The 15,185-nt window shown below is 73.7% G+C and carries 14 protein-coding genes and 1 pseudogene; 13 read left to right on the top strand and 2 right to left on the bottom strand.

Features of this window, described 5'->3' with window-relative positions; genetic code table 11:
• From J2S44_RS12360 to J2S44_RS12320, 9 genes and pseudogenes are all read left to right on the top strand, one after another.
• Positions 1-768, top strand: a pseudogene (locus J2S44_RS12360) (CpaE/TadZ family protein); the annotation flags it as partial.
• 913 nt (positions 769-1,681) lie between these two features.
• Positions 1,682-3,133 carry a TadA family conjugal transfer-associated ATPase gene (locus J2S44_RS12355; protein WP_374727978.1) on the top strand — a complete coding sequence of 484 codons (1,452 nt, stop codon included), beginning with the start codon at positions 1,682-1,684 and terminating at the stop codon, positions 3,131-3,133.
• Positions 3,130-4,035 (top strand): type II secretion system F family protein, encoded by a 906-nt coding sequence (locus tag J2S44_RS12350; RefSeq protein ID WP_310412288.1) that lies wholly within the window; start codon positions 3,130-3,132, stop codon positions 4,033-4,035. The genes J2S44_RS12355 and J2S44_RS12350 overlap by 4 nt, the downstream gene beginning before the upstream one ends.
• Positions 4,036-4,073: 38 nt before the next feature.
• Positions 4,074-4,922: a type II secretion system F family protein gene (locus tag J2S44_RS12345; RefSeq protein WP_310429626.1), complete on the top strand. Its 849-nt coding sequence runs from the start codon at positions 4,074-4,076 to the stop codon at positions 4,920-4,922.
• Between the two features lie 26 nt (positions 4,923-4,948).
• Positions 4,949-5,164, top strand: coding sequence for a hypothetical protein (locus J2S44_RS12340; protein ID WP_310412285.1), 216 nt, complete (start codon positions 4,949-4,951; stop codon positions 5,162-5,164).
• A 71-nt stretch (positions 5,165-5,235) separates the two neighbouring features.
• Positions 5,236-5,616 (top strand): TadE family protein, encoded by a 381-nt coding sequence (locus J2S44_RS12335; protein WP_310412283.1) that lies wholly within the window; start codon positions 5,236-5,238, stop codon positions 5,614-5,616.
• Entirely contained in the window at positions 5,613-6,056 is a 444-nt protein-coding gene (locus J2S44_RS12330; protein ID WP_310412280.1) for a TadE family protein, read from the top strand. The genes J2S44_RS12335 and J2S44_RS12330 overlap by 4 nt, the downstream gene beginning before the upstream one ends.
• Entirely contained in the window at positions 6,053-6,493 is a 441-nt protein-coding gene (locus J2S44_RS12325) for a pilus assembly protein TadG-related protein (RefSeq protein WP_310412277.1), read from the top strand. Before J2S44_RS12330 ends, J2S44_RS12325 begins: the two co-directional genes overlap by 4 nt.
• Positions 6,494-6,516: 23 nt before the next feature.
• Positions 6,517-7,848: a LysM peptidoglycan-binding domain-containing protein gene (locus J2S44_RS12320; protein ID WP_310412274.1), complete on the top strand. Its 1,332-nt coding sequence runs from the start codon at positions 6,517-6,519 to the stop codon at positions 7,846-7,848.
• Positions 7,849-8,439: 591 nt separating this feature from the next.
• On the opposite strand, the gene J2S44_RS12315 is transcribed toward J2S44_RS12320, so the two are convergent.
• Together J2S44_RS12315 and J2S44_RS12310 are read right to left on the bottom strand one after the other, a co-directional pair.
• Positions 8,440-10,290, bottom strand: a complete 1,851-nt coding sequence (locus tag J2S44_RS12315; RefSeq protein ID WP_310412271.1) for a hypothetical protein — start codon at positions 10,288-10,290, stop codon at positions 8,440-8,442.
• Positions 10,291-10,302: 12 nt separating this feature from the next.
• Positions 10,303-11,253 (bottom strand): prefoldin domain-containing protein, encoded by a 951-nt coding sequence (locus J2S44_RS12310; protein WP_310412268.1) that lies wholly within the window; start codon positions 11,251-11,253, stop codon positions 10,303-10,305.
• Between J2S44_RS12310 and J2S44_RS12305 the strand changes: the two genes are divergently transcribed.
• From J2S44_RS12305 to J2S44_RS12290, 4 genes are read left to right on the top strand one after another with little or no spacing between them, the layout of a single operon-like run.
• Positions 11,207-13,783 (top strand): nitrate- and nitrite sensing domain-containing protein, encoded by a 2,577-nt coding sequence (locus J2S44_RS12305; protein WP_310412265.1) that lies wholly within the window; start codon positions 11,207-11,209, stop codon positions 13,781-13,783. The two genes, J2S44_RS12310 and J2S44_RS12305, sit on opposite strands and share 47 nt — an antisense overlap.
• 12 nt (positions 13,784-13,795) lie before the next feature.
• Positions 13,796-14,206, top strand: coding sequence for a roadblock/LC7 domain-containing protein (locus J2S44_RS12300; RefSeq protein WP_310429624.1), 411 nt, complete (start codon positions 13,796-13,798; stop codon positions 14,204-14,206).
• The gene (locus tag J2S44_RS12295; protein WP_310412262.1) at positions 14,196-14,600 is read left to right on the top strand and encodes a DUF742 domain-containing protein; all 405 of its coding nucleotides are present in this window, start codon (positions 14,196-14,198) and stop codon (positions 14,598-14,600) included. The genes J2S44_RS12300 and J2S44_RS12295 overlap by 11 nt, the downstream gene beginning before the upstream one ends.
• Positions 14,581-15,183, top strand: a complete 603-nt coding sequence (locus J2S44_RS12290) for a GTP-binding protein (RefSeq protein WP_310412259.1) — start codon at positions 14,581-14,583, stop codon at positions 15,181-15,183. The genes J2S44_RS12295 and J2S44_RS12290 overlap by 20 nt, the downstream gene beginning before the upstream one ends.
• The last annotated feature ends 2 nt before the right edge of the window (positions 15,184-15,185 follow it).

Here is a 15,185-nt window from a genome sequence, read left to right as displayed (position 1 = left end):
GTGGCGATCATCGCGTTCGTCTCGCCCAAGGGCTCGCCCGGCGTGACCACGACGGCCCTGGCCTGCACGCTTTCCTGGCACAGCCGGGTCGTGCTGGCCGAGTGCGACCCGGCCGGTGGCTCGCTGATGGCGGGATACCTGGGCGGCGCGCTGGAGGGGCCGCGCGGCATCGGCGAGCTGGCCGTCTCCGAGCTGCGCGACGGCCGCCTGGAACAGGACTTCTGGGGTCAGCTGGTCGACCTGGACGCGCCGAAGCGGCAGCGCCTGCTGCTGCCCGGCCTGGCGAACCCGGCGCAGGCCGGCAGCCTGACGCCGCTCTGGGGCCGGTTCGCGGACTTCTTCACCCGGCTGGAGTACGAGAACCCGGGCTTCGACGTACTGGCCGACTGTGGCCGGCTGCACGTGGCGAACCCGCCGTGGCCGATCCTGCGCGCCGCGTCCGCGGTGCTGGTGGTCACGTCGGCCCGGCTGCCGGACCTGTCCAACGCGGCGGCCACGATCGAGGCGATCGGCCGCGACCTGCGCGACAACGGCGTACCGCCGGGGACCGTGCGGCTCGTGGTGGTCGGCGGCGGGCACGGCAAGGGCGAGATCAGCCGGGCGCTGAGCGTGCCGGTCGCGGCGCACCTGCCGATCGACCGGCAGACCGCGCAGGTGCTCAGCTACGGGGGTACGGTCCGGGGGCGCCGGCCACTGATGCGCGCGGCGGCGGCGCTGGAGATGCCGGTCCGGTCCATGGTGGACCGGCGGCGGGCGCGCTCCACGTGGAACGCCATGGCGACGCCGATGCCACCGATGCCCCAGTCGGCCCAGTCCGCGGCGCCGCAGTCACCACCGGCCCAGTCCGCGGCGCATCAGGCACCGTCGACGCAGTCCGCGGCGCATCATGCGCCGCCGACGCAGCCGGCTGCGCATCAGGCGTCGGCGGTCGCATCATCGGCGCATCAGTCTCCCGGTGCGACGCACCATCAGGAAGCGGCTCCGGCAGGTCAGGCCGCGAATCCCGCACACCGAGCCGTGAATCCGGCCCCGCAGGCCGGACACTCGGCCCCGCAGGCCGGACACTCGGCCCCGCAGGCCGGACACTCGGCCCCGCAGGCCGGACACTCGGCCCCGCAGGCCGGACACTCGGCCCCGCAGGCCGGACACTCGGCCCCGCAGGCCGGACACCCGGCCCAGCAGGGCCAGTCCGCCGCGAGCCCGGCGACGGTCTCCACGCAGTGGGCCGCGCCGACGCCCGCTCCGCCGGCGTCGGCGTTGCCGCAGGTGCCGGGCATGCGGCCGGCCTCGGCCGCGCCGCGGGAGGGTTCACCCACGGCGGCGACGCCTCCGGCACAGCAGCCCGCGGTACCTCCGGCACAGCAGCCCGCGGTACCTCCGGCACAGCAGCCCGCGACGCCTTCGGTACAGCAGCCGGTGACGAGTCTGTGGCAGGGCTCGACGGTCCCGCACCAGGCGCAACGGACACCGCACGTGCCGCCGCAACCGGACCAACCGGCACCGCCGCCCACCAGGAACGGCACCCCGAACGGATCGCGACCCCTCCCGGACGGCCCGATCACGGAGGAGCTGCCACGTGCGGTTTGAGCCACTCTCCCAGGACCCCCGGCCGGTGCCGCCGGCCAACGGACACCCGCCGGCCAACGGCGGCCACCCGGCCTTCCCCGCGCAGGCGTTCAACATCGCGCCGCAGCCGGCCGGTGGTGCCATGGCGCCACCGGTTTCCCCGGCCCCGACCGGCGCGCCGCGCCGGGACTGGTCCGTGGTCAAGGAGCTGCGCCGGCGGCTGAGCGAGCGGATCACGGTCCTGGAGCGCGGCCAGCACCTCACGCCCGAGGAGGAGCGGCGCGAGCGTGACCGGCTCGCGGTCGGGATCGTCGCCGAGTACGCGGACGGCCAGCGCCGCACCGGCACGCCGATCTCCGCGGCCGACGAACGGGTACTGCTCGACCTGGTCACCGCGGAGATGGTCGGCCTGGGCCGGCTCCAGCGGCTGCTGACCGACCCGTCCATCGAGGAGGTGCACGTGCTCGGCTGCGACCGGGTGCGGATCACCCGGCGCGGTGGCGGCGTGGACTGGGGCGAGCCGATCGCGGACAGCGACGAGGAAATGATCGAGACGATCCAGGCCGCCGCGCGCCGGGCCGGTGCCACCGAGCGGTCGCTGTCCACCTCCAAGCCCACGCTGGATCTGCAACTGCCGGACGGCAGCCGGCTCGCCGCGGTCTATCTGGTCAGCCGCCGCCCGTACGCGGTGATCCGGCGGCACAACACGCTGGACGTGACGCTGGACGACATCGCCGGCGGTCGCGCCGACCTGGACGAGATGCTCGACCCGCTGCTGCGCGACTTCCTCCGCGCCTCCATGCACGCCGGCCTGAACATCATGGTCGCGGGCCTGGCCGGTGCCGGTAAGACCACGGTGATCCGCGCGCTGATGCGGGAGATCGCGCCGGACGAGCCGTTCGTGCTGCTGGAGGAGAGCCGCGAGCTGCTGCCCGCCCGGGACGAGAACGGCTACCACCGGGCCGTGATGAGTTTCGAGTCCCGCGAGGGGCACGGCGAGCGCGGTCCGGACGGCCGCCCGGCCGGTGAGGTGACGATCGCGGACCTGATCCCGTTGTCGCTGCGGATGGGCGTGCTGCGGATCATCGTCGGCGAGGTCCGGTCCCGGGAGATCGTCCCGATGCTGCAGGCGATGACCACGAGCCGCGGCTCGATGTGCACGATCCACGCGCGTACGTCGAGCGGTGTGCTGGAACGCATCATCGAGCTGGCGCTCTCGCACGGCCGCGAGATGACGGTCGAGATGGCCCGCCGGATGGCCGGCAACGCGCTCGACCTGATCGTCTACGTCACGGTCGAGGACGAGACCGCGATCGGCGGCCGCAAGCACCGGTTCGTCTCGCACGTCGAAGAGGTCATCGGCATGGGCGAGGGCGGCCGGCTGTCCACCACCACGGTCTTCGGCCCGGGCCGGGACGGCCGCGCGATCCCGATGCACCTGCCCGAGCGGGTCCGCGACCAGCTGCTGCGCATCGGCTACGACCCGCGTCTGCTCAGCCGCTACATCGACGCGCGGACCGGTGCCTGGCGCCGGCCCCGGGTCAGCCTGCTGAGGCCGGTCGCATGAACCCGGCCGTGAACCTCTCGCTGATCGCGGCGCTGGCCGGGGCCGCGATCGTCGGCGGCCTGATCCTGGCCGGTGTGGCGCTGCTCGGCCGCCCCGGCCCGGCCGGCCCCGAGTCGCGTCTGATGGTGCGGGCGCGGCGGCTCTGGAACGGCGCCGATCCCAGCGCGGCCGGCCGCCGGCGGCACCACGCGGTGATCGTCGCCGCGTTCGCCGGTGCCGCGCTCGCCTGGCTGCTCACCGGCCTGCCGGTGATCGGTGTGCTGGTCGGCATCGCGATCCCGGGCGCGCCGTGGCTGTTCACCGTGGGCCGGGCGGAGCAGCGCAGCATCGCGCGCGTCGAGGCGCTCGGCGAGTGGACGCGGCGGCTGAAGGACGTCTCCAACATCGGCCAGGGCCTCCAGCAGGCGATCGTCAGCACCGCCGCGACCGCCCCCGAGACGATCAACACGGAGGTGCGGACGCTCGCCTCCCGGCTCCGGGCCGGCGAGAGCCCGCGGGACGCGTTGCTGCAGTTCGCGGACGAGATGGGCGACCCGGTCGCGGACCAGGTCGTGGCCGCGCTGATCCTGCACCTGACGGACCGCGGCGAGCGGCTGAGCGACGTGCTGGCCTCGATCGCGGCCGGCGCCGCCGCGGACGTGGCGACCCGCCGCGAGGTGGAGGCGAAGCGTACCCAGCCGCGGTTCGCGGTCCGGTTCCTCACCGTCGTCACGCTGCTGGTGCTGCTGCTGGGCCTGTTCAACCCCAGCTACATGCGACCGTACGGTTCGCCGCTCGGGCAGATCGTGATGGCCGCACTCGGCGCGATGTTCGTCGGGCTGCTGGCGTGGGTGCGCGGGATGAGCACGCCGCCGCCGGTGCCGCGCTTCCTGCACTCGCCGCAGATCGAGGAGGCCCGGTGAACGCCCCGTTCGGCCTGCTGCTCAACACCGACCTGGCGATGGCGGTCGGCGGTGGCGCCGCCGTGGGCGCCGGCGTGTTCCTCGTCGTCCGCGAGCTGCTGCCGGCCACTCCCGCGCTCGCGCCCGCGCTGCGCCGCCTGCACCAGGACCGGAGGCTGCCGGGCCGGGAGTTCCGGCGCCGCCGGAGGCTCGACTGGCTGGGCGGTCTGGCCCGCTGGCTGCGCCCGCCGGAGCAGGAACTGGATCTGCTCGGCCGCACGCCGGAGCAGTACGCGCTCTCCATCCTGCTCTCCGCGCTGGTCGGCCTGGTCGCGCCGATCCTGTCCGTCATGATCATGTCGGCGGGCGGTGTCCGGCCGCCGTTCGCGGTGCCGGTCTTCGCCAGCCTGCTGCTCGCGGCCGCCGCGGCCTGGACCGCGCACCGTGACGTGCTCGCCAAGGCGGAGCGGGCGCGCCGCGAGTTCCGGCGTGCCGTCTGCACCTACCTGGACCTGGTCGCGCTGCAGATCTCGGCGGCGCACGGCCCGGTCCAGTCCCTCGAACAGGCCGCCGACATCTGCGACGGCTGGGTGTTCGACCGCATCCGGGAAGCGCTGCACATCGCCCAGCTGCAGATGCGTTCCCCCTGGGAGGAGCTGCGTGAGCTGTCCGAGCGCATCGGCGTACCCGAACTGGGTGACGTCGGCGCGATCATGCAGTCCTCCGGAACCGAGGGTGCGCAGGTGCACGACACCCTGCGCAGTCGAGCGGACGCCCTCCGCGACCAGATCCGGACCGAGGCTCTGGCCCGGGCCGAGGGTGTCACCAGTCGCCTCGACATCCCCGGCGCCCTGCTCGTCTTCGTCCTGCTCGGTTTCGTCCTCTTCCCGTTCATGGCCAGGGTCTGAGACCCGATCCCGAAGGGAGGCCCACGATGGCCTTACTCCTCACCGCATACGTCTCCGTCCGCACCCGGCTGGCGGACCTGACCAGCCCCGAGAAGCGGGACCGTGGCGAGAGCCCGGTCTCCACCGTGATCATCATCGCCGGTCTGGCCGCGCTCGCGGTCGGCGTCATGATCTGGGCCTACGCCGAGGTGCAGGCCTACATGAACAGGGACCTCGGCACCATCCCCGCGGTGCCCAACTAGACCGTCCGACGATGACGCGGCTCGCCTGCCCTCGCCGCGCACGGTCCGCCGACCGTGCGCGGCGAGCCCGCATGCTCCGGTCCCAGCGCGGCGCCTCGCCGGTCGAGCTCGCCATCCTGATGCCGGTGATCCTGTTCATGCTCTTCGGAGGCATCCAGGTCGCCGCGGTCTACATGGCGCGGGCGACCGCGCTCGCCGCGGCGCAGGAGGCGGTCAGCGCCGAGCGCCTGTTCCAGGCGAAGGACGGCTCGGGCAAACAGCGGGCCGACGCGTTCATCAGGGCCGCCGGTGACTGGCTGACCGGGCCCACGGTCACGGTCACCAAGACCGGGACCGACGTGACCTGCGTGGTCACCGGCAACGCGCTCTCCATCATCCCCGGCTGGACGATCCCGGTCACCCAGACCGCGACCGGACCGCGTGAGCGGGTCACCGCGGGCGGTGGCGGATGATCCGCCGCGCCGACCGCGGATCCGTCTCCGTCGAGGTCGCGATCCTCACGCCGGTGTTCATCGTGCTGATCGTGACCGCGTTCGTCGTCGGCCGCACCGCCACCACCGCCAACGCGGTCGACCTCGCCGCACACGACGCGGCCCGCGCCGCCTCCATCTCACGCGACGTCGTCACGGCCGACGCCGCAGCCCGGGCCGCAGCCCAGAAGGCCATGAACAACCAGGGCATCCGCTGCACGAACACCAACGTCATCAGCTACGGCACGCCGAACTCGCTGGCGGTCGCGTTCAACACCGGGGTGGGCCAGCCGGCCTCGGTCGTCGTGACCGTCACGTGCGTCGTCTCGTTCACGGATCTCGGCTTTCCCGGCGTCCCCGGCGACCGGACCATCCAGTCGCGGTACGAGTCGGTCCTGGACACCTACCGGAGCCGGTCATGACCGGGGCGGACCGGGACCGTGGCCGGGTCAGCCTGTTCCTGGCGATCGCGCTCTTCGCGGTCCTCGCCATCATCGGCCTGTCCGCCGACGCGGCCGGCCGGCTGCGCACCCAGCAGCGCGCGGACAACCTGGCCGCGGAGGCCGCCCGCGCCGGCGGACAAGAGATCGACATCGAGCTGGCCATGAGCCAGGGACTCAAGGTGGTCGACATGGGCGCCGCGGCCACGGCCGCGGTCGACTACCTGCGGCGGGCCGGCGTGACGGGCAACGCCACCTGGATCACCCAGGGGGCCGGCTGTGCCGACACCGCGCGCTGTCTGCGGGTCGACGTGCAGATGACGTACCAGATGGTGATGTTGCCGGTCTTCGGCTTCCCGGAGACGGTCACGGTCAACGGCAGCGCCACCGCGGAACTCCTGACCGACGAGGACATCTGACCCACGAGAGAAGGCGACGGGGCATGACCAGCACACAGATCTCCGTACCGCGGAGGATCGCGCGAATCGCGACCGGACTGGCCGGGCTCGTGCTGCTCGTCGGCCTGCTGGGCGGCGCGCCGGTCGCGCTCTACGCGGTCGCGGGCAACCCGATCCCGGACCAGCTGCCCACGCTCGATCAGGCGATCAACACGCTGACCAGCCCGGACGACGGGCAGCTCTTCCTGCGCGCGCTCGCGCTCGTCGGCTGGCTCGGCTGGCTCACGTTCGCGCTGTCCGTGCTGGTCGAGCTGGTCGCGATGATCCTGCGGGTGCCGGCGCCGCACCTGCCCGGCATGCGCACCCAGCAGCGGATGGCGACCGCGCTGCTGGCGTCCGTAACGCTGATCGTCTCCACCGGCGCCGCGGCCTCCGCGTCCGCGCTCGGCCTCGGCGCCACGCACGCGCCGGCCACCGGCTTCGCACCCGCGGCGGCGCCGAGCATCGGCATCCCGGGCGACACGCCGCTGCACGTCGGCTACCAGAGCGCGGCACCGACGTACACCGCCGGGTTCGGCGCCGCGCCGGCCCGGCCCGCCACCCCGGACCTGGTCGGCGCCGGCTTCAGCGCCCCGAACGCGTGGGACCAGGGCCCCTGGAGCGGCACGCCGGGTGCCGACCCGATGCACGCGGCCACCGGGAACAGCACCGCGGGCGAGGCCGGCGGCCAGTCCTACCGGGCACCGGCCAAGGAGGCACAGCCCGGCGACCCGGTCTACCGGGTCGAACAGGACGACTACCTGGGCACGATCGCGGACCGCTACCTCGGTGACTTCGAGCGCTACCCGGAGCTGGCACAGCTCAACGGCATCTCCGACCCGGACCGGATCCAGGTCGGCGACTTCCTGCACCTGCCGGAGAACGCCCGCGACCGTGGCGTACGCGAGCACGCGACCGGCCTGGTCGACGCCCCACCGCCGGTCACCGCCCCCGGCGGCACTGCCACCCCCGGGACGCCCGCGCCCGACAAACCGGCCCCCGAGAAGCCCGCACCCGAGCGGCCCGCACCCGAACCGGCCGCGCCCGGCAGCACCACGCCCGGCAGCACCACGCCCGGGACGCCGGCGCCCGGACCGAGCACCACCGCGCCCGCGCCCGGCGCCGCCGCGCCCGGTGGCCACGCCACACCGGCCCCACCACCGGCACACCACGGCGAGGACCCGCTCGGCGGCCTCAACGGCGCCAAGGGCCTGGACGGCAACGACCGCGGCCCACTGCCCCTCGCGGTCTCCGCGGTCCTGGCCGCGGCCGCGGTGGTCGGCGCCCAGGTCGGCGCGCTCCTCGGCCTCCGCGACCGCCGCCGCCCACGCCACTGACGACACCACCGCAAACCCGGACCCAACGGCCTGAAAACCCTTACCCGCTGTTCCCGCTTCCGGCGTGGTCGCTTCGCGGTGCTCCCGCGGGCACCGGTCGGCCGTTGGCCGGCCTCCCTGCCGGTCCCGCGGTCGCCGCTGCGGCACTTCCCAGCTCCGCAGCATTTTCCGGCTCCGCGGCACTTTCCGGGTCGGCGGCACTTTCCGGGTCCGCGGCACTTCCCGGGTCTGCGGCGCCGTGCGGGTCCGCGGCGCGGTGCGGTCCGTGGCGCCGTGCGGGTCCGCGGCGCGGTGCGGTCCGTGGCGCCGTGCGGGTCTGTGGCGTCGTGCGGGTCTGTGGCGTCGTGCGGGTCCGCGGCGCGGTGCGGTCCGTGCGCGGTGCGGGTCTGTGGCGCCGTGCGGGTCTGCGGCGCCCTGCGGTCCGTAACGCTCCGCGGCTCCGCGGCGCCGTGAACAGTGCCTCCTCGGACTCCGTTCGACTCGGATAGCGAGATGGGCCTCGGATGGCGTGGTGCTTCGGGACGTGCGGAGGTCTCCGGACGAAGAAGCGGCCGCCCCGAAATCGGGGCGGCCGCGGATGGGTGGTCGGGGTCAGAGGCCGAGGATGCGGTCCAGGAAGTCGCGCTGGCGGCGGACCAGGACGCGGAGCTGCTCGGTGTCGCCCTGACCGGTCGTCGAGCCGCCGAGTGCCTCGCGCTGTTCGGTGATGGCCGCGTTCAGCGCGGCCACGACCTCGTCGATCAGCGTGCCCGCGTCCGCGGCGGCCCGGGCCGGGTCGTCGACGAAGCGGAGCTGCACCTCGCGCCACCGGTCGCGGAAGTCGCCGGCCGTCCGCTCGGTGAAGAACGCGGCCAGCGCAGGCTGCTCCGGCACGTCGCCGGGGAGCAGCTCGACCGGCTCGTCGACGGTGGCGGGTGTCTCCTCCGCGTCGGCCGGCTCCGGGATCGGCTCGATCGGCACCGCGGCTGTGCCGGCCGCGCCGGTCGGCTCGTCGTCGAGGCGGCCGTCACCGTCCCGATCGTTCGAGATCGGTTCCGCGTCGGGCCAGCCGTCGCCGTCCCGGTCCGTCGCGGCCCGCCCGGTGTCCGGCCGGCCGTCGCCGTCGCGGTCGGTTCCGGCTCGTCCGGTGTCCGGGCGGCCGTCGCCGTCGCGGTCGGTCGTGGTCGGCGCGGAGCCGGCCCGGCCGTCGGGGTCCGTGGCGGGGTGGTTCCGGTTCCGGACCGCGGCGGCGCCGACCACGGCGGCACCGGCGGCCGCGCCGCCCGCGACACCGAGCGCCGCGGTTTCCGCGGCGTGCGACCGCGTCTGCTCGTCCTCGGGCCGGTCCTCGGCGGCGAGGCGTGCGGACCGGTCCGGGTCGTCGGCGGTGCCGAAGCCCTCGGTGGCCGTCAGCCCTTCGGCCCGGAGCGGCTTGTCCGTCCCGGCCTCGCCGGTGTCCCGCGCGCCGGCCGTGCCGAAACCCTCGACCGGCTCGGGGCCCCGCCCGTCCGCCGGGCCGAAGCCTTCGACCTGGTCCCGCCCGTTCGCCGGGCCGAACCCCTCGCGATCGGTGGTGTCGCCGGCGCGGCCGAACTCGGACGGGCTGCCGTCCGGCTCACCGGCGGGCCCGGACCGGTCGGACGACTGTGCCGGGTCGCCGGCGCGGCCGAACTCGTGGGGCGACTGTGCCGGGTCACCGGCGTGTCCGGACTCGTCGGACGGCTGCACCGGGTCGTCGCCGGGTGTGTCGCCGGCGCGGCCGAAGTCGTGCGGTGCCTGGGCGGCCCCGCCGAAGCCCGCCGTGACCGGCGTGCCGAACGCGTCCGTCGGCTCGGCCGGTATCGGGCGCACCGTGGCCGTCGCGTCCGGGTCGTCCGTCTCGCGGCGTGCGGCCAGCTCCGACGCCGCCACCGCGCCGCCCACCGTGGCCGCGCCGAACGCGGTCTCCTGCGGCACCGGCTCGACGAACACCGGCTCCTCGTCGTCCCGGCGCGCGCCGGCGGCGACCGGCACCGAGCCGGTGCCCGTCGCCGAGTCCGGGCCCGGCACCACGTCCGCGTCCGCGGGCTCGCCGGTCCGGACCGAGCTGTCGGTGCCGTCCGGGTCGCCGTCGGCGGACCGGTCGGTGTCCGCCGGGTCCGCGTCGGCCGCGCCGATCGAGATGTGCGGCCGGTCGGCGGCGGTCCCGTCCGGCGTGCCGGTCCCGGGAGAGATGTGCGGGTGGTCCGTACCGTCGGCCCGGTCGGGGTCGGTGGTGCCCTGGTCGTCGGGGCCGCCGGAGAGGTGCGGGTGGTCCGCGGTGTCCGGTCCGCGCCGGCCGTCGTCGGTCACGTCGTTCTCGTCGGAGCTGCGCGGCACCGGCACCGGCTCGGAGCGGACGGTGCCGGTGGCGTCGTCGTCGGTCGCGCTGTCGTCGGTCCGGTCGTCAGGCTTCGGGTGGGACTCGCTCTGGAAGAAACGCATCGGGGGATCTCCTCACCGGTGGCTGGTGTGGGTGTTCTCGGTGGAACTGGCGGGAGAGACCGGCGGCACCGGATCGGCTTCGAGCAGCTCGCCGAAGAGTGCGCGGTAGTGAACGAGGGCCTTGCGGAGCTGCTCGGTGCTTGCCTCACCACGGGCGCTCGCGACGCTGATCTCGTGCGCGTCCCGGTAGTGGCCGAGCGTGTTCGCGTGCTCGACCGAGAGGTGGCTGAGCTGCTCTTCGTAGTTCTCCGTAGGATATCCGCGCTCGGCGATCAACTGGGTCACGAGTTCGTCGGCTTCGGCCACCGCCGTGACCGGCGAGTCGATGAACATGGCCTGGACCCGTTCCCACTCGGTGCTGTACCGGGTGCGGGACTCCGCGCTCAGCGGCGTCAGCGTCAGCTCGGCGTGCCGGCGCTCGCGTTCGAGCAGTTCCTTCTCGGCGGCCTCGCGGCTGCCGGACTCTTCCACGGTGCGGTCGTACTCGGGCCCGAAGCGTTCCTGGAGCCGCCGGCGGGAGCGGTTGCGGCCGAGGAAGACGGCGACTCCCGCGACGGCGAGCACGATGACGGCGACGACGATGAGGACGGCGATCTGCGTACCGGACATGGTTTCCTCCTTCCCCGGGCTAATGCCCGGCGGAACGTGATCCCCAATCCACCTTCCGCGGGTTTGTTGGCGCGCGGACCGCGGTGAGCCGACCGAAAAGTTGATCAATGCCTGATCACTCCCGGTCAGCGCGCGGTGTCGCATTCCCTGTCCGTCTACTTGCACCACCGGCGAGGTAGTGCGCGCGCCGTCGATTACGTATCCTGCCCAGCGGGGAAGGTGCTGCGTCGGCCCTGCCGAACCCCTCAGCGGACGAGGTCTGATGAACATCCGGAACTGGTCAATCCGATCGAAGATCGTCGCGCTGGTGTCGGTGCCGATCGCGGCGCTGCTGGCCCTCTGGGTCTTCGCCACCGTGCTGACCGTCGACCCGGCGCTGCGCCTGCTGGCGTCGCAGGACGTGCTCGCCGGGGTCGGCCGGCCCGGCGAGGATCTGGTGGCGGAGCTGCAGCAGGAGCGCCGGCTGTCGCTGGTCTATCTGGCCGGGAGCGCGAGCACGCCGACCGCGCGGCAGGACAACGTGGCGCTGACCGAGCAGCGGGAGCGTACGGACGCGGCGCTGGCCTCGTTCCGGGAGTTGTCGGTCGAGCACGCGGACACCGGTGAGGAACTGGGCCGCCGGCTGGAGATCGCCTACACGTCGCTGGACGCGATCGCCCGGCAGCGCGCGTTCATCGACTCGCGTGAGGTGGACAAGCCGGGTGCGCTGCGGTTCTACAGTGCGGTGATCGGCGACATGTTCAAGGTCTTCGACATGGTCAGCCAGTACGACGACCCGGTGCTCAGCCGCCGGGCGAACGCGATGGCCCAGCTCGGCCAGGCCCGCGAGGTGCTCGGTCAGGTGGACGCGCTGGTCGCCGGCGCCTCCACGGCCGGCAAGTTCCAGATCAGCGAGCACGGCCAATTGGTGCAGATAATCGGTACGTATCGGTACCTGTACGACACCGCGGTGGCCGATCTGGACGCGGAGACGCGACAGCGCTACAACCTGTTGATCCAGTCGCCGGTCTTCGAGCGCATGAACAACATGGAGAACGCGCTCATCACGTCCGGCGCGGACGGCAAGGCGGTGCCGATCGGACTGACCCAGTGGACCCGCACCTATGACCAGGTCGCGCTGCAGCTGCGCGTCTTCGAGAAGTTCACCGCGGACCGCGCGGCCGAGGACGCGGTCCCGCTCGCCGTCCGGACCCTCGGACTGCTCGGTGTCGCCGGTCTGCTGGGCCTGGCCGCGATCGTGCTGTCCCTGGTCATCTCCGTCAAGGTCGGCCGGTCGCTGATCAAGCGGCTCTCCGAGCTGCGCGCGGCCGCCACCGATCTGGCCGGGCACCGGCTGCCCGAGGTGGTCGGCAGGCTGCGGCGCGGCGACGAGGTCGATGTGGCCGCGGAGACGCAGCACCTGGAGTTCGGCACCGACGAGATCGGCCAGCTCGGCAACGCGTTCACCGAGGTCCAGCGCACCGCCGTGCAGGCCGCGGTGGACGAGGCGGCGCTGCGCCGCGGCCTCAACGACGTGTTCCTCAACATCGCGCGGCGCAGCCAGACGCTGCTGCACCGCCAGCTCGCGCTGCTGGACCGGATGGAGCGCCGGGTCACCGACCCGGACGAGCTGGCCGACCTGTTCCGCGTCGACCACATGGCGACCCGCATGCGCCGCCACGCGGAGGACCTGGTGATCCTCGCGGGCGCGGTCCCCGGCCGCGGCTGGCGCAACCCGGTCCCGATGATCGACGTGGTCCGCGGCGCGGTCTCCGAGGTGGAGGACTACGCGCGCGTCGACATCGGCGTGGCGGACGACATCGCGGTGGTCGGCCGCGCGGTCGGCGACGTGATCCACCTGCTCGCCGAGCTGATCGAGAACGGTACGTCGTTCTCGCCGCCGCACACCCGGGTCAAGGTCGGCGGCCAGCCGGTGCCGAACGGCTACGCGATCGAGGTGGAGGACCGCGGCCTCGGCATGTCGCCGGAGGAGTTGGCCGACGCGAACCGCCGGCTCGCCGAGCCGCCGGAGTTCGACCCGGCGAACAGTGCCCGGCTGGGCCTGTTCGTGGTCGCCCAGCTGGCCGCCCGCCACCAGATCCAGGTCAGCCTGCGCGTCTCGCCGTACGGTGGCGTGTCCGCGGTCGTGCTGGTCCCGAGCGAGCTGGTCACCGTGGTCGAGCCGACGCTGCCCCGGTTCGCCGTGGCGCAGCCGGTGGCGACCCCGCCGCAGAACGGCCGCACGGCGGTGGACGCCCGTCCGGCGAAGCCCCGCGAGATCGAACCCGCGCGCAGCGCCCGGCCGGTGGGTGAGAGCATCGGCACGGTCGTGGTCGATGGGATGGAACTGCCCGGCCGCCGCTCGACGAAACGCCGGAAGGCAGCCCCGATCGCGGCCGCCACATCGGACACGGAGAATAGGACGACAGAGGACGGCGAGGACGCGCCGACGCTCGCCATGCCGCAGCCGGGGCGGGAGACGACGGACGCGAACCCGGGGGACGACCCGGAGGAGACCACCACGATGGACGGCCTGCCCAAGCGCGTGCGTCAGGCGCACCTGGCACCGCAGCTCCGCCCGGGGCGCGCCGCGGCACCACCCGCGCCCACGGAGGCCGCACCGCGTACCCCCGATCAGGTTCGCAGTCTGATGTCCGCGCTGCAGGCGGGTACGAACCGCGGCCGGCGCGCGGCCGAGGCGATCACCGCCGGGCAGCCGGTGCCGGAGCAGCGGAGCGAGGCCGTGCGTGCCACCGCGACGCCGCCGCCCGGCGCGGTGCTGACACCGGCCCCGGACGCCGAGATCCCCGCGGTCGGTACGCCGACGACCGTGCAGTCCAGCGCGGCTGCGGAGAACGGCGCGGCAGAGCACAGCATGCATCAGGTGACAGACAGGGACGCATAAGTGGCACAGCAGATGACCTCCTCCGCCAACCTCAACTGGCTCCTCGACGACCTGATCGACCGGGTCCCGACGGCGCACCAGGCGGTCGTGCTCTCCTCCGACGGCCTGCTGATGGGCGCGTCGCGCAGTCTGAGCCGGGAGGACGCGGAGCACATGTCCGCGATGGCGGCCGGCTTCCAGAGCCTCGCCAAGGGTGCCAGCCGGCACTTCGGTGCCGGCCCGGTGCGGCAGACCGTGGTCGAGATGGAGTCCGCGTACCTCTTCGTGACCGCGGCCGGGGCGGGTGCCTGCCTCGCCGTGCTGGCCGCGTCCGACTCCGACATCGGGCTGATCGCCTACGAGATGGCCATGCTCGTCACCCGGGTGGGGCAGACCATGAGCGCCACCCAGCGAACCCCGGGGGTGCACACCGATGCGGGATAGGCCACCGGACATGCCGCAGCGGCCGGGCGAGCCGGAGACGCACTGGATGGACGACGACGCCGGCCCGGTCGTCCGCGCCTACGCGGTGACCGGTGGCCGGGTGCGCCCGGTCGCCGGCGGGTTCGACCTGGTGGCGTTCGTCGTCTCCCGGGCCGGGGAGAACGCGTGGCCGGCCCACCTGAGCCCGGAGCAGCGCGCCATCCTCGCGGCCTCCCGCGAGCCGCTCTCCGTGGCGGAGGTGGCCGCGAAACTGAACCTGGCGCTCGGCGTGATCCGGGTCCTCCTCGGTGACCTGCTGGCCGCCGACCTGATCTCCATGTACGAGCCGCCCGCGGCTCGCCGGCATGACGAAGACATCCTCAAGGCGGTTGTTAATGGACTCCGTGCGCTATGACGAGCAGTCGGTCACCGTACCGACGGCTCTCAAGATCTTGATCGCGGGCGGCTTCGGTGCCGGGAAGACCACGCTGGTCGGCTCCGTCAGCGAGGTCCGGCCGTTGCAGACCGAGGAGGTGCTGACCGGCCTCGGCCTGGACGTGGACGACACGTTCGGCGTCGAGCAGAAGGGCACCACCACGGTCGCGATGGACTTCGGGCGCATCACGATCAGCGAGGACCTGCAGATCTACCTGTTCGGCACGCCCGGCCAGGACCGCTTCTGGTTCCTCTGGGACGAGCTGGCGTTCGGCGCGCTCGGCGCGGTCGTGCTGGCCGACACCCGGCGGCTCGCGGACTGCTTCCCGTCCGTCGACTACTTCGAGCAGCGCGGCACGCCGTTCGTGGTCGCGGTCAACATGTTCGAGGGCCACAAGGAGATCACCGAGGCCGCGCTGCGGACCGCGCTCGACCTCGACCCGGAGGTGCCGATCGTGCTCTGCGACGCCCGGGACCGCCGTTCCGGCAAGAGCGTGCTGATCGCGCTGGTGGAGTACGTCGCCGAGCGCCGCGGGCTCAGCCTGGCCGGAGCGCCGTCGTAGGC

The organism is Catenuloplanes niger (assembly GCF_031458255.1).
GTDB lineage: Bacteria > Actinomycetota > Actinomycetes > Mycobacteriales > Micromonosporaceae > Catenuloplanes > Catenuloplanes niger.
This window is presented reverse-complemented; position numbering and strand designations above follow the sequence as displayed.